This window comes from Caulobacter sp. GW821-FHT09A05, from assembly GCF_059418465.1.
Genome location: NZ_JBWKPX010000017.1, coordinates 1 through 22,381 on the forward strand (window position 1 = coordinate 1; position 22,381 = coordinate 22,381).

The window sequence follows — 22,381 nt, forward strand, 5'->3', positions numbered from 1 at the left end:
CCGGCCGGCCGCGCCGCGGTCGCCCCTGCGGGGCGATCCTTGACACGGCCAGACGCCAGAGCTCCGATCCACCAAGGGTTTAAGGTGAGGCCCCATCCGGGGCGGATGGGGGCTTGCACCAAGCGGACCTTCGGAACTTCCAGGAAAGGTGGAGTTGCGGTCTTTGCTATCCTTCCCGAAATCGGACCCCGCGCCCGCTGCTATGGGGTGCTAGATTGAACGCGCTTAGCAAGGTGACCGAATTGGCGTCCAAGCTGTAGTGCATTACTCTTCGGCGGTGGCCCAAAGAGAGCCTTTCGTTGGAGCCTGCCAGTTGCTATCCCAAGAACCATTTGGAAGCCAATATTCTAGCGCCAGTGTGATTACTGATCGGTGCTCGCCCCGCGCAAAGGCGTTTTCTACCGTGACGTCCGGACGATGACATGCATAAAAGGCGCGCGCGAGATCAGCATTGTCTGTTCGTGACATTTCTTCAAACGTATTATTTCCCGGACTAAGGCGGGGAATGACGACACTTCGGATGTATTCGAGGGCCTCTCTGGCGCTTAATAATGTTGCCCGCTCCTTCGACTTGAGACCAAGAACCCTTTGCTCAGAGAAGACACCGGTCGGGTCGATTTCCAAAAAGATGTCGGTCACCGGGACATCGGCTCGCGGCATGAGAACGATCCGGTATTCGTTCTGCGGGCGGAACCTGTTCGATTTCACAAAAGGATCGGCGTTCGCAATCACTCCCTCTCGCTCGCCACGGTCATCACCGTACCGAACTTTGCCATGAGTGATTTCAAAGACCTCCGACAGCCGTCGGCCCGAACCGAAGGGTGCATCCATTATCCGTTTGACCAGAAGGTCAAGGTCAAGCACTTCAATGCAGCCGTCGTAGTTTTGACGATCAGGTGCCCGGCACATCGTTCGGGTAAGCTCAGTTAGTTCGCCGACCGCCAAAGAAAAGATCCAGCACTCGGCCGCGCGATGGAAATCCATGTCGATGTGCACTTGGATTCCGGCCTCGATGCTGACGCCGTTAGCACGCATCTCCTGCCGAATTTCTGGATCCATGTTCGATAGTAGCGTTCGATTGACACGAGTGATGGCCACGGCCTCCATCACGTCACCAATCCAGTCTTCTTCAGAGACGATCTCGAGAACGCGGTAGGTTCCGGCCCGGCCAAACTTGAGGCTACCCTTCAAGACAAGCGGCACGTGCTCACGATCGAGGAACTTGTAGACGCGAGTTTCGGTCATTTCTTCCCTTCGAGCTAGTCGCAGTCGAGACTTGCCCCTCAACCATAAGCGGACGTTTATGACGTCCGGAACGGGTCGAAAGCGGGTTTTAGCGCTCGCGCCGCAAGCGCACCTCGGGTTGCCTTCGAGGCGGAGCAGACCAAGGCCACAGCCCAATCCACCGCCTACCGCGCCACGCTGGCCCGCGCCCGCTTCAGGCCCGGCCGGGTGTTCGGCGCCCCCGCCTCGTTCTGCTCCAAGGCCGCCAGCAGGTCGGCCTTCAGCGCCGTGACCTTCCTGGTGTCGGCCACCTTCCCGCCTTCCGAGGTCTGCACGTAGAAGGCGTCGACCGCCCGCTCGCCATAGCCGTCGATATGGGCCGACTGGATGGACAGGCCGTTGTCGGCCAGGGTGCGGGCCAGGGCCTGCAGCAGGCCAGGCCGGTCGCGGCCCGAGGCCTCGACCACGGTGGCCTCGTTGGAGGCCTCGTTGTCGATGACGACCGAGGGGGCGATCGAGAAGGCGGCGGTGCGCGACAGCTCCGCGCCGCGCCGGGGCTCGACGGCGATCGGCTCGCCGCGGCCGGCCGCCTCCAGGGCGTCGGCCAGGCGGCGCAGGGCGCGCGGGTTCTCGCAGCCCAGGGCCGCGCCGGTCACGTCCTGCACATGGAAGACGTCCAGGGCCTGGCCCTGGCGGGAGGTGAAGACCCGGGCCCCGACCACATTTCCCCCCAAGGATGAGATGGCGAGAGCGAGGTCGGCGAACAGGCCGCGACGGTCCTTGGCGGCCACCACGATCTCGGCGGCGTTGGCCCCGGCGGGCACCCGGCCCTCGGCGGCGGCCCCGCCCTGGATCGCGGCGCGACGGGCCAGTTCCGCGTGGGCCTTCAGGTCGTCCAGCGAGAAGGCGCCGAAATAGGCCGCCTCCATGGCCTGGGCCCAGCCCTTGGCGGCGGGGTCGGCCGTAACCAGCGCCTCGCGCGCGGCCTCGGCGGCGGCTTCCTGGTGGCGCTGGACATGGGCGGCGGCGTCGCTCCCGCGCCCGCCCCGGAACACCGCCTCGGTGGCGTTGTAGAGCTCGCGCAGCAGCTGGCCCTTCCAGCCGTTCCAGACGCCCGGGCCCACGGCGCGGATGTCGGCCACGGTGATCACCAGCAGCAGGCGCAGGCGTTCGGGGTTCTCGACGATGCGGGCGAAGGCGGCGACCGTGCCGGGGTCGGCCACGTCGCGCTTCTGGGCGAAGTCGCTCATGACGAGATGATTTTCGACCAGCCAGGCGACCAGCTCGACCTTGGCGCGCTCGACGCCCAGGCGTTCGCAGGCGCTGCGGGCGCTGCGGGCCCCGGCCTTCTCCTGGCCGCCCACCCCGCCCTTGCCGGTGTCGTGCAGCAGCATGGCCAGGAACAGGGCCTCGCGGTCCTCGATCAGCGGCATGATCGAGACGGCCAGCGGGTGGTCGTCGACTAGGCGGCCGGCGGCCATGTCGCCGATCAGGCCCACGGCCCGCAGGGTGTGCTCGTCCACCGTGTAGGAGTGGTACATGTTGAACTGCATCTGGGCGACGATGCGGCCGAACTCGGGGATGAACCGCCCCAGCACGCCGGCGTCGTTCATCAGGGTCAGGGTGCGGTAGGAGCGCTTGCCCCGGGCCAGCAGGTCGAGGAACGCCCGGGTCGCCAGGGGGTCGCGGCGGACCTTCGAGGTGATCAGGTTCAGGTTGCGGGTCACCGCCGTGAAGGCGTCGGGATGCAGGTCCAGGTCGCGGTCGTCGGCGGTCTTGAACAGGCGGATCAGGTTGACCGGGTCGGCCTCGAACACCCGCGGGCCGTCGATGTTCAGCCGGCCGCCGTCCTCGTAGAAGCCGGCCACGTCCAGGGCCTTGCGCTTGGGCTTGCCGCCGCCGGGCAGGAAGCGCGAGATGCCCTTGGGCTCGTTCTTGAAGTGCTCGGCCTCCAGCTTGGCCGAGAAGGCGCGGGTCAGGGCCCCGACCTCCTTGGCCACCAGGAAGTAGCGGCGCATGAAGCGCTCGACCGCCGGGGCGTCGCCGCGGTCGCCATAGCCCATGCGGCGGGCGATCTCCGGCTGCAGGTCGAAGGTCAGGCGCTCCTCGGGCCGGCCGGTGGCGAAGTGCAGGTGGGCGCGCACGGCGTGCAGGAAGTCGAAGGCGCGGATGAAGCCCTTGGCCTCGCGGCGGTCGAACACCTCCAGCAGGAAGACGTCCTCGGGCCGGTCGACCGGGTGCAGGTATTCGGCGATCCACATCAGGGTGTGCAGGTCGCGCAGGCCGCCCTTGCCCTCCTTGACGTTGGGCTCGACCATGTAGCGGCTGGCGCCGGCCCGGGCCTGGCGGTCGTCGCGCTCCTTCAGCTTGGCCGAGACGAAGGCCGCGCCGGTGCCCTTCATGACGTCGTCGCGGAACCGCTTCTTCAGCTCGTCGGCCAGGCGCTCGTCGCCGGTCAGGCGGCGGGCCTCCAGGATCGAGGTGCGGATCGTGTAGTCTTCCTTGGAGAGCTTGACGCACTCCTCGATGGTCCGCGAGGCGTGGCCGACCTTGAAGCCCAGGTCCCACAGTGCGTAAAGCATGAACTCGATCACGCTCTCGGCGTGGGGGGTCTGCTTGTAGGGGCGCAGGAACAGCAGGTCGATGTCCGAGAACGGCGCCAGGGTGCGCCGACCGTAGCCGCCCACGGCCAGCAGGCACAGGCGCTCGCCCTCGGTCGGGTTGCGGGCCCGGAACACGTGGACGGTGGTGAAGTCGTAGAGGGCGGTGATCACCTCGTCGGTGACGCCGCTGAGCAGGCGGGCCGTCTCCAGGCCGCCGGCCCCGTTCTCCAGCCGCTCCTTGGCGATCATCCGGCCGCGGAACAGCGCCTGCTTGAGGATCTCGATGGCGCGGGTCCGCTGGCCGGCCTCGTCGCCGATCAGGTCGAGGGCGGCGGCCGACAGCCGGGCGCGCAGGGCGTGGCCGTCGACGACATGTTCCAAGGGCGTGGGGCGAAGACGGCGGGGCATGGCGACTATATGGGGTTCCCGGGCGCGCGCGTCGAACCCGTCAAGCCGGTCCGCCGCGCCGCCGCCTTCACTATACGATGTCAGGTCTTGAGCAGAGCCTTAAGACGGTAGAGCGCGTCGAGCGCCTCGCGCGGGCTCATGCCGTCGACGTCCAGCGCCTCCAGCGCCGCGTCCGTGCGGCTGGGCGCCGCCTGAACAGGCGCCGAGACCGGGGCGGAGGCGGCGAACAGCGGCAGCTCGTCCAGCTTGGCCGGCGATTCGGCCTTGCTCTCCAGCCGGTCCAGCACCTCCTTGGCGCGGGCCACGACCTGGGGCGGCACGCCGGCCAGCTTGGCCACCTGGACGCCGTAGGAGCGGTCGGCGGGGCCGGCGGCGGCCTCGTGCAGGAAGACCAGGTCGCCGTTCCACTCCTTGGCCCGCAGGCTGAGGTTCGAGACATGGGCCATCCGCGTCTCCAGCGTGGCCAGCTCGTGATAGTGGGTGGCGAACAGGGCCCGGCAGCGATTGACGTCGTGCAGGGCCTCGGCGCAGGCCCAGGCGATGGCCAGGCCGTCATAGGTGGCCGTGCCCCGGCCGATCTCGTCGAGGATCACCAGGCTGCGCGGGCTGGCCTGGGTGAGGATGGCGGCGGTCTCGACCATCTCCATCATGAAGGTCGAACGGCCCCGGGCCAGGTCGTCGCCGGCCCCGACGCGGCTGAACAGCCGGTCGACGACGCCCAGGCGCAGGCTCTTGGCCGGCACGTAGCAGCCGGACTGGGCCAGGATGGCCAGCAGGGCGTTCTGGCGCAGGAAGGTCGACTTACCGGCCATGTTCGGGCCGGTGACGATCGACAGCCGCGCGCCCGCCTCGCCGGCCGCGTCCAGGCGGCAGTCGTTGGGGGTGTAGGGGTCGCCGGCCCGCTTGACCGCCGCCTCGACCACGGGGTGGCGGGCGGCGCGGGCGTCGAAGGCCAGGGACCGGTCGACGGTCGGGCGCACCGCGCCGGCGTCCTCGGCCCATTCGGCCAGGGCGGCGGCGACGTCCAGCCGGGCCAGGGCCTCGGCGGCCAGTTGGATCGGCTCGGCCAGGGCCACGGCCTCGGCGCGCCAGTCCTCGAAGGCCGCGACCTCCATGGCCAGGGCCCGCTCGGCCGCCTGGGCGATGCGGGCGTCGAGGTCGGCCAGCTCGACCGTGGTGAACCGCACCTGGTTGGCCAGGGTCTGGCGGTGGATGAAGGTGGCGTTCAGCGGCGGCTGGAACAGCGGGTCGGCCTTGCCAGCCGTGGCCTCGACGAAATAGCCGAGCACGCCGTTGTGGCGGATCTTCAGCGGCACGCCGCTTTCCTGGCACAGGCGGGTTTCCAGGGCGGCCACCACCCGGCGGCTGTCGTCGCGCAGGGCGCGGGCCTGGTCCAGTTCGGGCCGCACGCCCGGCGCCACGAAGCCGCCGTCGCGGGCCAGGGCCGGCAGGTCGGGACCCAGGCCCACCTCCAGGGCGTCCAGCAGCCGCGACAGGCCCACCTGCAGCGACGGGGTCAGGGCCTTCAGCGCCGCTTCCAGCTCGGCGGGCGGCGGCGACAGCGGGTCGCTGGTCCCGCCGACCATGCCGGCCAGCTTCTCGCCGGTCTTCAGCCCGTCCTTCAGGCAGCCCAGGTCGCGCGGCCCGCCGCGGCCCAGGGCCAGGCGGGACAGCGCGCGGGCCATGTCGCCGGCCCCCTTCAGCACCTCGCGCAGGCGCTCGCGCAGGGTCCGGTGGTCGACGAACCATTCCACCGCGTCCAGGCGGGCGTCGATGGCGGCGGGGTCCAGCAGCGGCCGGGCCAGGCGCGAGGCCAGCAGGCGGGCCCCGCCGGCGGTCACCGTGCGGTCGATGCAGGCCAGCAGCGAGCCGTTGCGGTCGCCGCCCTGGGTGCGGTCGATCTCCAGGCTGGAGCGGGTGGCCGGGTCGATGGCCATCACGTCGGCCTCGGCCGCGCGGCGCGGCGCGCGCAGGGCCGGCAGCTTGCCGGCCTGGGTCATCTCCAGGTGGGCGGCGATCAGGCCCAGGGCGCCGATCTCGGCCGACGAGAGACCGCCGAACCCGTCCAGGGTGTCGACGCCGTACAGCCGCTTGACCCGGGTTTCCGACGCCTGGGGCTCGGACAGGGCCGAGGGCATGGGCTGGATCAGCCCGCCGCAGATCTTCAGGGTCTGGGACAGGTGCTCGTCCGACAACAGGCGGTCGGCGACCAACGTCTCGGATGGAGCCAGGGCGGCCAGGATCGCCGCCACGGCGTCCTTGGCCACCAGGAAGCACTCGACCTCGCCGGTGGACAGCTCGACGGCGGCCACCGCCGCCTGGCCGGCCCGCACCGCGACGGCCGCCAGGCGGTTGGCGCCGCGCGCGTCCAGCAGGCCGTCCTCGGTCAGGGTGCCGGGCGTGACCACCCGGACGATGTCGCGGCGGACCACCGACTTGGAGCCGCGCTTCTTGGCCTCGGCGGGGTCTTCCATCTGCTCGCAGACGGCGACCTTGAAGCCCATGCGGATCAGCTTGGACAGATAGGCCTCGGCCGCGTGCTGCGGCACCCCGGCCATCGGGATCGGCTGGCCGTTATGGGTCCCCCGGAAGGTCTGGCTGATGCCCAGAGCGGCGGCGGCCTTGTAGGCGTCGTCGAAGAACAGCTCGTAGAAGTCGCCCATCCGGAAGAAGATCAGGGCGTCGGGCTGCCGCGCCTTCATCTCGAAGAACTGCTGCATCACCGGCGTCGCGCCGGTGGCGTCATAGGTCTGGACGGTAGGGGAGGCGGGGGCGTTCATCCCGCGGGAAGGTACAGAGCGTCGGCCCATCCGTTAAGGGTTCGGCGCGGGATATCCACAAGCCCTGGGGACTAATCCCGCGAAAACCCACCAGATCGCGCTCGACCGTGGCGCTCAGGCCGCGCGGGAGCCGTTTCCGCGCGGCCGTCCGGGATCAGGCGATCTTGTGCTTCTCGAGCATCTTCACGATCGAGGCCTTGCTGGCCTTGGGAGCCTTCGGCGTCCTGATGCTGCACCAGGGCGAATAGATGCCGCAGGGGTCGGGGTCGCTGATCACGCAGTTGGCGATGTAGTCCTCGACGCAGGCTTGCCACTCGGGCGTGGTCCGGGCCCAGTACGGATCGCAGAAGACCCAGGCCTCGGCCCGGCAGCGGTCGGGTTGCGCCTGCACCGGCGTGACGGTCGCCGCGCTGAGCAATGCGCCGGCCGCGAAGGCGGCGCCCACCAATTTCAGTCCGAGAGAACGATTCTTCATCGAGATATCTCCTGCGAAACGCGCAACACGCGCAGGCACACGTCCGCGTAGAATCACGCGAACGTCAATCTCAAATTGTATAGCTTGCGGGGCTTACCTTCCGGCGACCTGTAAACAGGCGGCCAGGGCCTAGCTGCCCGTCACTTCTTCCCAGAAGCGCTTGGCCTTGCCGACGAAATTGGCCGACTTGGGGTTCTGCTTTTCGCCGCACAGGCCGGCCAGCTCCTGCAGGAGCTCCTTCTGCCGGGCCGACAGCTGGGTCGGGGTCTCGACGAACAGCTCGACCACCAGGTCGCCGCGCTGGCGGCTGCGCAGGGACGGCATGCCCTTGCCCTTCAGGCGGACGGTCTTGCCGGTCTGGGCGCCTTCCGGGACCTTGACGGTCATGCGGTTGGAGCCGTCGCAGTTTTCGCCGCCCAGCAGGCAGGGGGCGTCGATCTCGCCGCCCAGGGCGGCCACGGTCATCGGCACCGGCACGGTGCACAGCAGGTCCAGGCCGTCGCGCTCGAACAACTCGTGCGGGATGACCGACAGGAACAGGTAGAGGTCGCCGCGCGGGCCGCCGCGCACGCCCGCGTCGCCTTCGCCCGCCAGGCGGATCCGGGCGCCGTCGTCGACCCCGGCCGGGATGCGCACCGACAGCACGCGCTCGCGGCGCACCTGGCCGTGGCCGTGGCAGTTCTGGCAGGGGTCGAGCACCAGGCGGCCCGTACCGCTACAGCGGGGGCAGGCGCGTTCGACCGCGAAGAAGCCCTGGGTGGCGCGCACGCGACCGGCCCCGCCGCAGGCGCCGCAGACCGTCGGGCTGGTGCCGGGCTTGGCGCCCGAGCCGTCGCAGACCTCGCAGGTGATGGCGGCGGGAACCTTGATCTCGACCTCGGCGCCCGCATAGGCCTGCTCGAGGGTGATCTCCAGGTCATAGCGTAGGTCCTGGCCGCGCTGGGGACCGTTCGACTGGCGACGGCCGCCGCCGAACATCTCGCCGAACACGTCGCCGAACACGTCGTTGAAGATGTCGCTGGCGTCGGCGCCGCCGAAGCCGCCGGGCCCGCCCTGGGCGCCGTTCACCCCGGCGTGGCCGAAGCGATCGTAGGCGGCGCGCTTCTGGGCGTCCGACAGCACCGAATAGGCTTCGTTGATTTCCTTGAACCGCGAGGAGGCGTTCTCGCAACCGCCGTTGCGGTCGGGATGGTGCTCCATCGCCATCTTGCGGAAGGCGGCCTTGAGGGCGGCGTCATCGCAGCCACGGGCCACGCCCAGGACTTCGTAATAGTCGCGCATCGTCAGGGTCGATCACTAGTCATGTTGGAATAGGAGGTGGGAGCGCCCCCGCCCGGCCGCAAGCGGCGGGCAGGAGCCTTGTTCCCCAAAGATGTCGCGGGGGAAACCGTGGTCAGGTGTTCTGCCCCGCGACCCATGGTCACGCCGACGGCTTGGAGTCGTCGACTTCTTCGAATTCGGCGTCGACGACGCCGTCATCGGCGGCGGCGTCCTCGCCGCCTTCAGCGCCTTGCTGGGCGCTGTACATCGCTTCGCCCAGCTTCATCGACGCCTGGATCAGGGCCTGGGTCTTGGCCTGGATGGCCTCGACGTCCTCGCCTTCCAGCGCCGACTTCAGGTCGGTCAGGCCGGTCTCGATCGCGGCCTTTTCGGGCGCGCCGACCTTGTCGCCGTGCTCGGCCAGGGCCTTCTCGGTCGAGTGCACGATGGCCTCGCCCTGGTTCTTGGCCTCGACCAGCGCCTTCTTCTTCTCGTCCGAGGCCTTGTTGGCCTCGGCTTCCTTGACCATGCGCTCGATGTCCGCGTCGGAGAGGCCGCCATTGGCCTGGATGCGGATCGAGTGCTCCTTGTTGGTCGCCTTGTCCTTGGCGTGGACGTTGACGATGCCGTTGGCGTCGATGTCGAAGGTGACCTCGATCTGCGGCACGCCGCGCGGCGCCGGCGGGATGCCCTGCAGGTCGAACTGACCCAGGAACTTGTTGTCGACGGCCATCGGACGCTCGCCCTGGAAGGCGCGGATCGTCACGGCCGACTGATTGTCGTCGGCGGTCGAGAAGGTCTGCGAGCGCTTGGTCGGGATGGTGGTGTTGCGCTCGATCAGCGGGGTGAACACGCCGCCGAGGGTTTCGATGCCCAGGGTCAGCGGGGTCACGTCCAGCAGCAGCACGTCCTTGACGTCGCCTTGCAGCACGCCGGCCTGGACGGCGGCGCCCAGAGCCACGACTTCATCGGGGTTCACGCCCTTGTGGGGCTCGCGACCGAAGAAGTCCTGCACGGCCTGCTGGACCTTGGGCATGCGGCTCATGCCGCCGACCAGGATCACCTCGTCGATGTCGCTCTTCTTCAGGCCGGCGTCCTTGAGGGCCTGTTCGCACGGACCGATGGTGCGGGCGATCAGGTCTTCCACCAGGGCCTCGAGCTTGGAGCGCGACAGCTTGATGTTCAGGTGCAGCGGGCCCGACGCGTTCATCGAGATGAAGGGCAGGTTCACTTCGTACTGAGCCGTGCTGGACAGCTCCTTCTTGGCCTTCTCGGCCTCTTCGCGCAGGCGCTGGAGGGCCAGCTTGTCCTTGCGCAGATCGACGCCCTGTTCCTTCTTGAACTCGTCGGCCAGGTAGTCGACGACGCGCAGGTCGAAGTCCTCGCCGCCCAGGAAGGTGTCGCCGTTGGTCGACTTCACCTCGAAGACGCCGTCGCCGATCTCCAGGATCGAGACGTCGAAGGTGCCGCCGCCCAGGTCGTAGACGGCGATCTTCTTGCCGTCGTTCTTTTCCAGGCCATAGGCCAGGGCCGCCGCGGTCGGCTCGTTGATGATGCGCAGGACTTCAAGGCCGGCGATCTTGCCCGCGTCCTTGGTGGCCTGGCGCTGGGCGTCGTTGAAATAGGCCGGAACGGTGATGACCGCCTTGGTCACCGGCTCGCCCAGGTGGGTTTCGGCGGCTTCCTTCATCTTCTGCAGGATGAAGGCCGAGACTTCCTGCGGGCTGTAGTCCTTGCCGTGGGCCTTGACCCAGGCGTCGCCGGTCGGGCCCTTGACGATCTCGTAGGGCACCATGCCCTTGTCCTTCTCGACCACCGGATCGGCGGCGTTGCGGCCGATCAGGCGCTTGATCGCGAAAAGGGTGTTGGTCGGGTTGGTGACGGCCTGGCGCTTGGCGGGCTGCCCGACGAGGCGCTCGCCATCCTCGAGGAAGGCGACGACCGAAGGGGTGGTGCGAGCGCCCTCGGCGTTCTCGATCACCTTCGGGGTCTTGCCGTCCATGATGGCCACGCACGAGTTCGTGGTGCCAAGGTCGATACCGATAATCTTGCTCATGTTGAGACCTGCAGCTCCTGAATGGCGGACGGCGGTGACAAGGGCCTTAAGGCAAGCGCCCCGGTTTTTCTCGAGCCGTCCCCGTCTGGTCGCGTTCTAACGGTTGATCCAAATCCTCACCGCCCAAACGAGTTCGAGCGGCAAGCGTTCGTTCAATCGAAGTTGACGAGCCCGTCAACCCCGCTTCGATGCCCGATATGGGGGATAGGCGCCAGCCTGCAAGCCCAATCCCGCAGGGAATGAAGGGGAATCGTGACCTATGACGAAATAGACCGCGCTCGAAAAAGCGCGGTCCTTCCGTCAGATAGGCGCCCAGAGCGGCCCGAAAGCCTCAACTGGCGTTCGCTGAATCCGCTCGCCCGGCGGTTGGAGGCCTTGTTCGCCTCAGCCCTTCCTGGCCGTCCACGCGGTGATCTGGGGCAGCGCGGCCTTGCGGGCCTTGATGCGGTCGGTGATCGAGGCCACCGATTTCTCGGCCTCGCCGCGCGAGCCGGCCGGCAGGTTGGCGGCGGCGTAGGCCCGCACCTTGTCGATCATCGCCGGATCGGCCGAGGCCTTGGCCAGGCCGGGGATGAACTTGGTGCGAGAGGCCGCGTCGACCTTGCCGTTCACCGCGTCCTTGTGGGCGACGGCGAAGTCGAAGGCCAGGTCCGGGTGCAGCTTGGCCACCGTCGAGATCATGTTGGCCGACAGGGTCTCGCTGGGCTCGCCGCTCAGGGCCAGGTCCAGGGCCTTGGCGGCCAGGGCCGGATCCTGGGCCGAGGCCAGCTGGCTGAAGAGCTCGTCGCGGATCAGCGGGGTCTTCTCGGCCTGGGCCTGGGCGCGCAGGGCGTCCCAGGCCGCCGCGTCGGCGTTGCGGCCGACCGAGGCCAGGATCGCCTTGCGCAGCGGGCCGGGCACGGCGGCCGGGTCGGTCTTCTCGGCGGCGTAGCGGCGCTTGGCCTCGGCGACCACGGCGGGGTCGCCCAGGGTGCTGAGCGCGCCGATCAGGCTGGTGCGCAGGGTGGCCACCGGCGCCGGTTCACCGGCCTTGGCGGTCCAGCCGACCCGCTGGAACACCGGCGCCAGGCGGGCGACGGCCAGCTTGCGGAAGGCGGCCCGCTCGGCCGGCGCGCCGTCGTACATGCCGTCGACATTGGTCAGGACGGACGCGACCTTGCCCCAGACCTGGGGATCGGCGTCGGCCGGCGTGGCCATGACCAGGTCCAGGGCGTCGGTGACGGCCTGCTGGCCGTTCAGGCCCAGGGCCCAGGCGTCGGAGATCACCCCCAGCTGGTCGATGGCCGGCAGCCTGGCGAAGCTGGCCGAGACGCCGGCGAAGGCCTTGGGCGTGTAGAGGGTGCGGAAATAGCCGGCCTGGCCGGCGTTGACGATCACCGGGCCGCAGCCGTCGACGCTGAGCGAGCCCTTGCCGCCCTCGACCAGGGTCTTGGACACGGCGCTGGAGCCGGCGACCTGGGCCGAGACCGGCACGCGCCAGGCCAGGGGGGTCTTGGTCGGCTTGTCGCGGCTGAACTCGCCCTGGGTCAGGGCGACCGGGGTCTTGCCCGCCACGCAGGCGCCGGCCTCGACCGTGATCAGCGGGACGCCCGGCTGCAGGGTGAAGTCGTGGGCGATGGCGGTGATCGGCTTGCCGGCGGCGGCCTCGACCTCGCGCCACAGGTCGTCGGTCTGGGTGCTGCCGAGGGCGTTGGCCTTGATGTAGCGGCGCACGCCGTCGCGCCAGGCGTCGGGACCGACATAGGCCTCGAGCATGCGGATGACCGCCTCGCCCTTCTGGTAGGTGATGCCGTCGAAGGCCTGGCTGGCCTGGTCGACGGTCTCGACGTGCTGGACCACCGGGTGGGTGGTCGACAGCGAGTCCAGGCCCATGGCGTATTCGCGACCGCCGACCGCGCCCAGATGGCTGTTCCATTCGGGATGGAAGCGCTCGGTGGCCCGGCCCTCCATCCACGACGCGAAGCCTTCGTTCAGCCACAGATCGTCCCACCAGGACATGGTGACCAGGTCGCCGAACCACTGGTGGGCCATTTCGTGGGCCACGGTGGTGTAGATGTTCTCGCGGTCGCCCTGGGTCGAGATCGCCGGGTCGTCCAGCAGGGCGTATTCGAAGTAGAAGATCGCGCCCCAGTTCTCCATGGCGCTGAAGAACTGGCTCTGGCCGGGAGCGGCGATGTGGTCGAGCTTCGGCAGCGGGTAGGGCGCGCCGAAATAGTCGTTGTACCACTGCAGGATCGGGCCCGAGGACTTCAGGGCGAAGTCGGCCTTGGCCAGGTCGCCCTTCTTGGTGATCACCCCCATCTCGACGTCGCCGACCTTGGCGGTGGCGCGATCGAACTCGCCCAGGCCGAAGAACAGCAGGTAGGTCGACATCCTCGGCGAGGTGGCGAAGGTCACCTTCGTCTTGCCGCCGCCCAGGTCCTGCGTCTTGCTGACCGGCATGTTGCCGATCGCCATCTGGCCGGTCGGGACCGTGGCCTGCACGTCGTAGGTGGCCTTGAAGAACGGCTCGTCCCACGAGGGGATGAAGCGGCGGGCGTCGGAGTTCTCGAACTGGGTGTAGAGCGCCCGCTTCTTGCCCTGGTCGGTGTCGTAGTCCAGGGCGAACAGGCCCGCGGCCTGCTTGTAGATCTTGCCGCTGTAGTCGATGGCCAGGACGTGGGCGCCCTTGGCGATCGGCTTGTCGAAGGTGAAGGTGGCGGTCTGGGCCTGGGCGTCGACGCTGACCTTGGCCGCGCCCCCCTTGACGCCACCTGGGCCGGCGATCTGCGCCTTGGCGAAGGTCAGGTCGGCGGCCTGCAGGGTGATGGTGCTGGTCGGGGCAGCGACATCGATGTCGATCTTCACCGAGGCGGTGAAGGTCAGCTTGTCGGCGTCGGGGGTGAAGGCCAGATCATAGTGGGTCGGGACCACGCCGCGCGGCAGCTGGGTCGTGACGGTGGCGGCGGCGACGGTCGACTTGGCTGGAGCGGCGGTTGCGGCCAGGGTCGATCCGGCGGCAAAAACGAGCACGGCGGCAGCCGCGGAGGAGAGAAGTCGACGCATGAACGGCCTTGGATTGCAAAATTTGTTCGGCCGGCCTGCCCGGCGGCGCAAACCAGCACAGTCGCGCCGCATCTGGCCCATTAAATCTGCGTAATGTTCAGATCTATCAAGGTTCTGCCCGGTTTCGACCTGTGGCCCGGCGCGCTGGACCCCGGGGCGCAGGCTGATCTGCTGCGCCGGGTCCAGGCGGCGCTCGAGGCCGCGCCGCCGGCCCGTTACGAGACCGCCCATGGCAAGGCCATGAGCGTGGCCATGAGCAGCTTCGGCCCGCTGGGCTGGACCAGCGACAAGGCCGGCTATCGCTACGCCGACCGCCATCCGGGCACGGGCGAGCCCTGGCCGGCGATGCCCCAGGTCCTGCTCGATCTCTGGGCGGCGCTGGGCGATCCGAAGACCCCGCCGGACTCCGCCCTGATCAACCTCTATCGCGGCGACGCCCGCATGGGCCTGCACCAGGACCGCGACGAGGCCGATCCGCGCTTTCCGGTGCTGTCGATCTCGCTGGGCGACACGGCGGTGTTCCGGATCGGCGGGACCTCGCGCCGGGACCCGACCCGCTCGCTGAAACTGTCGTCCGGCGACGTCTGCCGCCTGTCCGGCCCGGCGCGGCTGGCCTTCCACGGGGTGGACCGGATCCTGGCGGGATCGTCGGGCCTGGTGCCGGGGGGAGGGCGGATCAACATCACCCTGAGAAGGGCGAGGGTGGCCTAACCGGGGTCCTCCCCCTGTGGGACCTTCCAGAACCGAAAAAGGGCCGCCCAACCGGACGGCCCCTTGCTCATCCTGAAAGACCGAAACCCTCAGCCGCGCAGCTTGCGGGTGATCGTCTCCAGGTCCTGGCTCAGGGTCGGGTCCTCGGCGCGCAGGGCCTCGATGCGGCGCACGGCGTGCAGGACGGTGGTGTGGTCGCGGCCGCCGAACCGCCGGCCGATGTCGGGCAGCGAGCGGGTGGTCAGCTGCTTGGCCAGCCACATGGCCGCCTGACGCGGACGGGCGATGGCCCGGTTGCGGCGCTCGCTGAGCAGGTCGGCCTGCTTCATGCCGTAGTGCTCGGACGTGGCCTTCTGGATGTCGTCGATGGTGATGCGCTTCTCGCCGGCCCGCAGGTGCGGCCGCAGGATCGCCTGGACCTCGTCCAGGGTCAGGCGCGAGACGCCTTCGCCGGCCCGGGCCGACAGGGTGTTCAGCGCGCCTTCCAGCTCGCGGACGCTGTCGGTGAAGCGGTCGGCCAGGAAGTTCAGCACCTCGGCGCGCAGGGTCGGCTCGAAGCCGTGCTGGCGCGACAACGCCTGCAGCTTGCGGTCCAGGATGCCCAGGCGCAGGGCGCGGTCGGCCGGCTCCAGGCCGCAGACCAGGCCCGCCGACAGGTGCGAGCGCAGGCGGGCGTCCATCTCGGTCATCGCCGCCGGGGCGCGGTCCGAGGAGAACACCACCCGGCGGCCGTCCTCGACCAGGGCGGTCAGGGTGTGGAACAGCTCTTCCTGGCTCGACTGCTTGCCGGCGATGAAGTGCACGTCGTCGATGATCAAGAGGTCGGCGCCGCGCAGCTCTTCCTTGAACGCCGCGGTCTGGCGATCCATCACCGCCCGCACGAAGGTGGACAGGAAGCGCTCGGCGGTCAGGTAGACCACGCGCTTGGTCGGGGCCTGGCGCATGGCCTCCCAGGCCAGGGCGTTGAGCAGGTGGGTCTTGCCGAAGCCGTAGGGGCCGTGGAACAGCACCGGATTGAAGTGGCCGTCGGCCCAGCTGGCCACCCGGCGGGCCACGGCGTGGGCGAACTCGTTGGCCGGGCCGGGCACGAAGGTGTCGAAGGTGAAGCGTTCCTGCAGGCCCTGGACGGGCGAGGCCTTGGCGCCGCTGGCCGGCGCGGGGGCCAGGGCCGGCACGTCGCTGGACACCGGCAGCACGATCTCGATCGGCTCGGCCTTGGCTTCATAGCCGGCCCCGCCCATGGACGCGGTCGCGCCGCCGGCCGCCTCGAACTCCAGGCGCGACTTGAGGTCCAGCCGGCGCGCCGTGGGATCGTTGGCCGCCCACAGCTCGCTGACGCGCCGCCAGGCGCTGCGGCGAATCCAGTCGCGCGCGATCCCGGTCGGCGTCACCACCACCACGTCGCCGGCCTGGCCTTCACGCAGCATGGCGGGCGCGATCCACGAGCCAAAAGCCGCGTCGCCCAGCTCACGCTTCAGCACCACGCAGACCTTGTTCCAGACGGCGCCCGCAGGCTCGCAGGCAACCGTCGAGAACGCAGCCGAGAACTCTTGGGTCACTACCCCGCCTTTGGTCGTCATCGATCACCGCCTCGGTATTATGTCGTGTCATCCCCGATCGCCGCCCCCCATGGCGCACGACCGCGTCCCAAGTCCTTCGTTGTCCAGCAGACACAGGGGCTTGATCGGCGAACGCAAGGGTTCGGCCGCCGCCAGTGATCTCCATGGACTGGAAGAGCGTTGAGACGCTTAAACTAGCCAGCGGCCCCCGCCGGTCAAACGGAAAACTTGCGTCCGTCGGCGGATATTTCTGTTGACTCGACAGACGTCCTCGCCCGCCAAGGGAATGCTATTTCGGAGCCCGATGTTCACCCGGCCGAATGTCCCGGGGACAATCTTCAGTTTGAAAAAAGGCAATAGAAAAAGCCGACCGAGTTTCCTCGATCGGCTTTTCTAAGTCTTTGATTTCGCTAGCCGAACAGCGTTCGGCGAGAAACTGGATTAGGCCGCGGCCTGATCAAGCTTCTTCAGGCGAGCCGCCAGGCGCGAAACCTTGCGCGAGCCGGTGTTGGGGTGGACGACGCCCTTGGAGACGGCGCGCATCAGTTCCGACTGCGCTTCGATGAACGCGGCCTTGGCGACGGCCTTGTCGCCGGCGGCCAGGGCGTCTTCGAACTTGCGCAGGAAGGTGCGCACGCGCGAGCGGCGAGCAGTGTTCACTTCGGTGCGACGGGCGATCTTGCGGATCGCTTTCTTGGCGCCGGGATTATTGGCCATGGTTCGGACCTTCAAACGGACAGCCGCGCGGGCAGCCGCGAAGCAGGAGAAATCAAGAGCGCGCGGATATACGGGAACGGCCGCCGTGGGTCAATCCATCGGGCGCCCAGAATCTGACGCCACGGCGCGCACGAGCCTTCACGAGCCCTTGAACGCCGGTTTGCGCTTCTCGACGAAGGCGGCCATGCCTTCCTTCTGGTCATCGAAGGCGAACAGCGAGTGGAACAGGCGCCGTTCCAGCTGGACGCCGGTGCTGAGCGTCGTCTCGTAGGCGGCGTTGACCAGCTCCTTGTTCATCGCCGTCGCCAGCGGCGACTGGGCGGCGATCCTGGCGGCCACGGCCAGGGCCTCCTCGACCAGGGTGTCGGCCGGGAAGATCCGCGAGACGAGGCCGGCGCGCTCGGCTTCCTCGGCGCCCATCATCCGGCCGGTCAGGATCATGTCCATGGCCTTGGACTTGCCGACTAGGCGCGTCAGGCGCTGGGTGCCGCCGATGCCGGGGGCGACGCCCAGATTGATCTCGGGCTGGCCGAACTTGGCCGTGTCGGCGGCCAGGATGAAGTCGCACATCATCGCCAGCTCGCAGCCGCCGCCCAGGGCATAGCCGGCCACCGCGGCGATGATCGGCTTGCGGGTCCCCTCGATCGCCCGGGCCCCGGCGGCGAAGAAGTCGTCCTTGAACATCTGGGCGTAGGACTTGTCGGACATCTCCTTGATGTCGGCCCCGGCCGCGAAGGCCTTGACCGAGCCGGTGATCACGATGCAGCCGACGGCGTCGTCGGCCTGGGCGGCCGCCAGGGCCTGGCCCAGCTCACCCAGCAGGGCTGTGTTCAGCGCGTTCAGCGCCTCGGGCCGGTTCAGGCGGATCAGGGTCACGCCGGGCGCGGCCTCGGGGGTCTCGACGATCAGGGTCTGGTACGCGGCCATCGGCGGGTCTCCTGTTGCGCGTCGCCGTTATAGAGGCGCCGACGGCATTGGGGAGTCCTGGCGGCGTGGTGGACCGGTCAGCCAAAGCTCGGCTCCGGCCCTCATCGACACCGGATGTGGCCCGAAGCAATGACTGCAACTGGCGCACGCCGGACCCGTCGCATCGGCCGCATGCGCTATCCGACTGCCAGGGCGCGCCAGGCGACATAGGCCGCCGTGACGACGATCATCGCGGCGAACAGTCGGCGGGCCAGCAGCGCCCGGGTCGCCAGCGCCGGGGCCAGGCGCGCGCCGACCGCCACGCCCCCCACGCCGCCGACGATCAGAGCCAGGAGAATGGGGCCGTCAACCAGGCCGGAGGCCGCGTAGCTGACGCTGGTCGCCGCGCCGAACAGGGTGACCGAGACCAGGGACGACGCCGCGGCGTTGGCCAGGGCCATGCCGGTCGCCGCCATCAGGCCGGGCGTGATCAGGAAGCCGCCGCCGATCCCGAAGAAGCCGGCGGCCAGGCCCGTCAGCGCCCCCAGAGGCGCTAGCCGCATGGTCTTGCCGACGTCGATATGGACGTCAGGATCTCCGGGCGAGCCTGGCCTGCGAAACATGGCCAGCCCCACCGCGGCCATGGCGACCGCGAACCAGACCAGCAGCGCGTCGCCCGACAGCGCCTTGGCGATGTGGGCGCCGACCAGCGAACCGACCAGACCCGGCGCGCCGAACGCCAGGGCGCAAGGCCACTTGATCCGAGCAGCCCTGGCCTGGGCGGCCAGGCCCGCCGCCGCGTTCACGGCCACGGCGGCGGCCGAGGTGCCGATCGCGACATGGGTGTCCTTCATGCCGACCGCGTAGAGCAGCAGGGGCGTGGCCAGCACCGAGCCGCCTCCGCCGAAGACGGTCAGCAGGAAGGCGACCAGCGCGCCGCTCAGGGCGGCGACGCCATAGGTCCACACCAGGTCCATGACCTCAGGCCGCCACCGGCCGGTTCCACGGCGCCAAGGCCAGGATCCGCGCCATGCCGCAAAAGCCGGTGACGCCCGCCAGGGTCAGGCCCGCGCCGGCGAAGGCTGAAACGCCGAAGAACCACGGCGAAACGAGAAGGCCCAGGATCACGCCCGCAAGCACCAACAGGCCGGCGACGATCTGCACCTGGCGCATCATTTCCAGCGGCGCCTTGGCGTCGATCTCAATTGGGAGGCCGGCCGCCTCCCAGGCGTCCAGGCCGCCCTCCAGGACATAGGCGCTCCGGCCGCAGGCCCTGGCCAGACCCTGAGCGTTGGCGCCGGTCCGCATGCCCGAGCGACAGGTGAAGATCACCTCACGCCCGTCGGGCAAACCCAGGATGTCGGCTTCCAAGGTCGAGAGCGGGCGCGACAGGGCGCCCCGAGCCCGACGCCGCGCGAACTCATCCGGCTCGCGGATATCGACCAGGACCGCGCGGCGGTCGGCCAGGCGCCGGGCGGCGGCGTCAGGCTTGAGGGAGATCAGGGGAGAGGTCATCGGCGGCGCTCCTGCCAGGGGGACAGAAGATCTCCGCGAGCGTGCCGACCACCTTGAGGGCGGCGGGGTCGGCGATTCGGTACCAGACGCTTGTGGCCTCGCGGCGCGTGGCCACGACACCTTCCTCGCGCAACACCGCCAGGTGCTGCGAGAGCGCCGACTGCGACAGGCCGACAAGGGGCAGCAATTGCCCCACCGACCGTTCGCCATTGGCGAGCTGGCACAGGATCATCAGCCGCCGCTCGTTGGCCAGGGCGCGCAGGAGCTTGGCGGCTTCCGCGGCGCTGGCCTCGAACTGGCTGACATCGAAACGCGAGAGATCGAACATGAACGCCATATATTAGCTTGTGCTAAATTAGCAAGTACTTATATAAAAGGCCTCGCGACAGGAGGCTCCGATCATGCGACCCGACGTTCAAGCGTTTTTCGATCCCGCCACCTTCACCGCCAGCTATCTGGTCGCCGATCCGGCGACCCGGAGGGCGGCGATCATCGATCCCGTCCTCGACTTCGAGCCCAAGGCCGGTCGGCTGTCCACGGCCTCGGCCGACGCCCTGCTGGCCGCGGTGGAGGCGCGGGGCCTGAGCCTGGCCTACGTGCTGGAAACCCACGCCCATGCCGACCACCTGTCGGCGGCCGACTACATCCGGCGCAAGACCGGGGCCAGGATCGTCATCGGGGCCAGGATCGTCGAGGTGCAGAAGACCTTCATGCCGATTTTCGAGATCGACGAGCCGGCTGATGGCCAGGTTTTTGATGTGCTTATGCAAGAGGGCGACAGCCTTGTTCTGGGTGAACTGGAGATCGGGGCGCTGCACACGCCCGGCCACACCCCCGCATGCATGACCTATCTGATCGGCGACGCGGCCTTCGTTGGCGACACCCTGTTCATGCCCGACTACGGCACGGCCCGCGCCGACTTCCCGGGCGGCGACGCGCGCACCCTCCACCGGTCGATCCGCAAGGTCCTGGCCCTGCCCCCGGAAACGCGGATCTTCGTGGGTCACGACTATCTGCCGGCTGGGCGTTCCGACTATCGCTGGGAGACCACGGTCGCGGAGGAGCGCGCGGGCAATGTCCATGTTCACGACGGCTTGGACGAAGACGCGTTCGTCGCCATGCGTCGGGCCCGCGACGCCACCCTGGCGCCGCCGACGCTGATCCTGCCGGCGCTGCAGGTGAATGTTCTAGCCGGCGCGCTTCCCCAGCCCACCGCCGCGGGCAATGTGTTCCTCAAGCTGCCGGTGACCGGGCTGGTGGAGTCGAAGACCCATGACGCCGTCCGATAGCTGAGCGGCCGTACGCCGTTTCACACCTGGCAGACCGGGCAGAAGAAGGTCGAGCGGCCGGCCTGGACCTCGCGGGCGATCGTTCCCTTGCAGCCGGGCGTGGGGCAGGGCTGGCCCTCGCGGTCATAGACCCGGAAGCGGTGCTGGAAATAGCCCAGGGCCCCGTCGGTCGCCGCGAAGTCCTTCAGGGACGAGCCGCCGACCTCGACCGCCTCGGCCAGCACGGCCTTGATCGCCGCCGCCAGCGGGCCCAGCCGCTTGCTGGCGATCATCCCCGCCGGCTTGAACGGCGAGATGCGGGCCCGGTGCAGGGCCTCGCAGACATAGATGTTGCCCAGGCCCGCGACGGTCTTCTGGTCCAGCAGCAGGGTCTTGGGGCCCTGCTTGCGGCCGGCGAACGCCGTGACCAGGGTCCTGGCGTCGAAGGCGTCGCCGAGGGGTTCGGGACCCATGGTCGCGAACCACGGATGGCGGTCCAGCCGGTCGGTGGCGACCAGCTCCATGAAGCCGAACCGGCGCGGGTCGTAATAGGTGACGGTCGCGCCGCCTTCCGTCTCGAACACCACGTGGGCGTGCTTGTCGTCGGGGGTGACCTGGCGGGCGAAGTCGCCGGGCCGGGTCGAGCCTTCAGGGGCGGCGATCTCGAAGCGCCCGGTCATGCCCAGGTGCATCACCAGGGTGTCGCCGCGGTCCAGCGGGGCCAGCAGGTACTTGGCCCGGCGGTCCAGCCGCAGGATCCTCGCCCCGGTCAGCCGCTGGACGAAGCCGTCGGGCAGGGGAAAGCGCAGGTCGGGGCGGTTGGCGCGGACGCGGGCCAGGCGGGCGCCGGCGAACACGGGCTCCAGGCCGCGGCGCACGGTCTCGACTTCGGGCAGTTCGGGCAAGGCGGGACCTCGGGTCGGGTTGGGGCGCCAGATATCAGCCATGTCCGGCGCGCTTCCTAGGCCCAGCCGCGCAAAACCGGTGACGGCGGGGCGCGGGCGGCTATAAGAGCGGACCAGACCGGGCCGCGCCCCCTTCGAGTTCGAGCGATTGCATGACCAAGGCCTCCGCCACCTTCGGATTCAAGGACGTCGATCCCTCGGCCAAGGCCGGCCTGGTGCGCGGCGTGTTCGACCGGGTCGCCAAGAACTACGACCTGATGAACGACGTGATGAGCGGCGGGGTGCACCGGCTGTGGAAGGACGCGGTGGCCGCGCGCCTGAACCCGCAGCCGGGCGAGGTCATCATCGACTGCGCCGGCGGCACCGGCGACATGGCCCGTCGCTTCGCCAGGATGACCCGTGCGGCCCAGGAGCGTCGCGGCGGCCCTGACGCCCTGATCAACATCATCGACTACAACGCCGAGATGATCGGCGCGGGGATCGAGAAGGGCGGCGCGCCGGAGATCACCTGGACGGTGGGCGACGCCCAGCGGCTGCCGCTGCCCGATGCCTATGCCGACGCCTATGTGATCTCGTTCGGCATCCGCAACGTCACCGACATCGACGCGGCCCTGCGCGAGGCGCGGCGGGTGCTCAAGCCCGGCGGCCGCTTCCTGTGCTTGGAGTTCTCCAAGCCGGTGACCGAGGCCCTGGCCAAGGCCTACGACGCCTATTCGTTCAAGCTGATCCCGCAGTTCGGCGAATGGCTGGCCAAGGACCGCGACGCCTACCAGTACCTGGTCGAGAGCATCCGCCGCTTCCCCGACCAGAAGACCTTCGCGGGGATGATGGAAGCCGCCGGGTTCAAGCGGGTGACGATCACCAACTTCACCGGCGGCGTCGCGGCGATGCACCAGGGCTGGGCGATCTAGGGAGGGGCCGGGGCCCTTCGCCGAACCCTCCGGCGGAC

Annotated in this window: 17 protein-coding genes; 3 read left to right on the top strand and 14 right to left on the bottom strand. The window is 69.2% G+C overall.

The features are described from left to right. Window positions 1-264 precede the first annotated feature (264 nt). The 7 genes from AC07NX_RS16450 to AC07NX_RS16480 all read right to left on the bottom strand — a co-directional run bounded on the left by AC07NX_RS16450 (window position 265) and on the right by AC07NX_RS16480 (window position 13,818). On the bottom strand, window positions 265-1,245 hold the full coding sequence (locus AC07NX_RS16450; protein WP_494643234.1) for a hypothetical protein: 981 nt from the start codon (window positions 1,243-1,245) through the stop codon (window positions 265-267). A gap of 164 nt (window positions 1,246-1,409) precedes the next feature. Beyond that, the gene (locus AC07NX_RS16455) at window positions 1,410-4,235 is read right to left on the bottom strand and encodes a [protein-PII] uridylyltransferase (RefSeq protein ID WP_494643235.1); all 2,826 of its coding nucleotides are present in this window, start codon (window positions 4,233-4,235) and stop codon (window positions 1,410-1,412) included. Window positions 4,236-4,315: 80 nt separating this feature from the next. Continuing rightward, window positions 4,316-7,015 carry a DNA mismatch repair protein MutS gene (mutS, locus tag AC07NX_RS16460; protein ID WP_494643237.1) on the bottom strand — a complete coding sequence of 900 codons (2,700 nt, stop codon included), beginning with the start codon at window positions 7,013-7,015 and terminating at the stop codon, window positions 4,316-4,318. 154 nt (window positions 7,016-7,169) lie between these two features. Beyond that, on the bottom strand, window positions 7,170-7,490 hold the full coding sequence (locus AC07NX_RS16465; protein ID WP_436030012.1) for a hypothetical protein: 321 nt from the start codon (window positions 7,488-7,490) through the stop codon (window positions 7,170-7,172). A gap of 129 nt (window positions 7,491-7,619) precedes the next feature. Further along, entirely contained in the window at window positions 7,620-8,771 is a 1,152-nt protein-coding gene (gene dnaJ / locus AC07NX_RS16470) for a molecular chaperone DnaJ (RefSeq protein WP_494643239.1), read from the bottom strand. A 139-nt stretch (window positions 8,772-8,910) separates the two neighbouring features. Then, a complete protein-coding gene (dnaK, locus tag AC07NX_RS16475) occupies window positions 8,911-10,806 on the bottom strand; it encodes a molecular chaperone DnaK (RefSeq protein WP_494643240.1) in 1,896 nt (631 codons plus the stop codon). A 384-nt stretch (window positions 10,807-11,190) separates the two neighbouring features. After that, complete coding sequence (locus tag AC07NX_RS16480; RefSeq protein ID WP_494643242.1) at window positions 11,191-13,818, bottom strand: M1 family metallopeptidase; 2,628 nt, start codon at window positions 13,816-13,818, stop codon at window positions 11,191-11,193. 126 nt (window positions 13,819-13,944) lie between these two features. Between AC07NX_RS16480 and AC07NX_RS16485 the strand changes: the two genes are divergently transcribed. Next, complete coding sequence (locus AC07NX_RS16485) at window positions 13,945-14,562, top strand: alpha-ketoglutarate-dependent dioxygenase AlkB (protein ID WP_494643243.1); 618 nt, start codon at window positions 13,945-13,947, stop codon at window positions 14,560-14,562. Between the two features lie 89 nt (window positions 14,563-14,651). Here the strand turns inward: AC07NX_RS16485 and dnaA are convergent, their stop codons facing one another. The 6 genes from dnaA to AC07NX_RS16515 form a co-directional block, all read right to left on the bottom strand. Beyond that, window positions 14,652-16,142 (bottom strand): chromosomal replication initiator protein DnaA, encoded by a 1,491-nt coding sequence (gene dnaA / locus AC07NX_RS16490; protein ID WP_494643244.1) that lies wholly within the window; start codon window positions 16,140-16,142, stop codon window positions 14,652-14,654. A gap of 420 nt (window positions 16,143-16,562) precedes the next feature. Continuing rightward, window positions 16,563-16,838 carry a 30S ribosomal protein S20 gene (rpsT, locus tag AC07NX_RS16495; RefSeq protein ID WP_018060940.1) on the bottom strand — a complete coding sequence of 92 codons (276 nt, stop codon included), beginning with the start codon at window positions 16,836-16,838 and terminating at the stop codon, window positions 16,563-16,565. A gap of 138 nt (window positions 16,839-16,976) precedes the next feature. After that, window positions 16,977-17,765 carry an enoyl-CoA hydratase gene (locus AC07NX_RS16500; RefSeq protein ID WP_494643247.1) on the bottom strand — a complete coding sequence of 263 codons (789 nt, stop codon included), beginning with the start codon at window positions 17,763-17,765 and terminating at the stop codon, window positions 16,977-16,979. A 176-nt stretch (window positions 17,766-17,941) separates the two neighbouring features. Further along, window positions 17,942-18,721: a sulfite exporter TauE/SafE family protein gene (locus tag AC07NX_RS16505; protein WP_494643248.1), complete on the bottom strand. Its 780-nt coding sequence runs from the start codon at window positions 18,719-18,721 to the stop codon at window positions 17,942-17,944. Window positions 18,722-18,725: 4 nt separating this feature from the next. Further along, window positions 18,726-19,259, bottom strand: coding sequence for a rhodanese family protein (locus AC07NX_RS16510; protein ID WP_494643250.1), 534 nt, complete (start codon window positions 19,257-19,259; stop codon window positions 18,726-18,728). Beyond that, on the bottom strand, window positions 19,228-19,587 hold the full coding sequence (locus tag AC07NX_RS16515; protein ID WP_494643358.1) for an ArsR/SmtB family transcription factor: 360 nt from the start codon (window positions 19,585-19,587) through the stop codon (window positions 19,228-19,230). Before AC07NX_RS16515 ends, AC07NX_RS16510 begins: the two co-directional genes overlap by 32 nt. Before the next feature lie 73 nt (window positions 19,588-19,660). Between AC07NX_RS16515 and AC07NX_RS16520 the strand changes: the two genes are divergently transcribed. Next, window positions 19,661-20,548, top strand: a complete 888-nt coding sequence (locus tag AC07NX_RS16520; RefSeq protein ID WP_494643251.1) for an MBL fold metallo-hydrolase — start codon at window positions 19,661-19,663, stop codon at window positions 20,546-20,548. Window positions 20,549-20,568: 20 nt separating this feature from the next. On the opposite strand, the gene mutM is transcribed toward AC07NX_RS16520, so the two are convergent. Continuing rightward, a complete protein-coding gene (mutM, locus tag AC07NX_RS16525) occupies window positions 20,569-21,432 on the bottom strand; it encodes a bifunctional DNA-formamidopyrimidine glycosylase/DNA-(apurinic or apyrimidinic site) lyase (RefSeq protein WP_494643360.1) in 864 nt (287 codons plus the stop codon). 152 nt (window positions 21,433-21,584) lie between these two features. On the opposite strand from mutM, the gene AC07NX_RS16530 reads away from it, so the two are divergent. Further along, window positions 21,585-22,343: a class I SAM-dependent methyltransferase gene (locus tag AC07NX_RS16530; protein WP_494643253.1), complete on the top strand. Its 759-nt coding sequence runs from the start codon at window positions 21,585-21,587 to the stop codon at window positions 22,341-22,343. The last annotated feature ends 38 nt before the right edge of the window (window positions 22,344-22,381 follow it).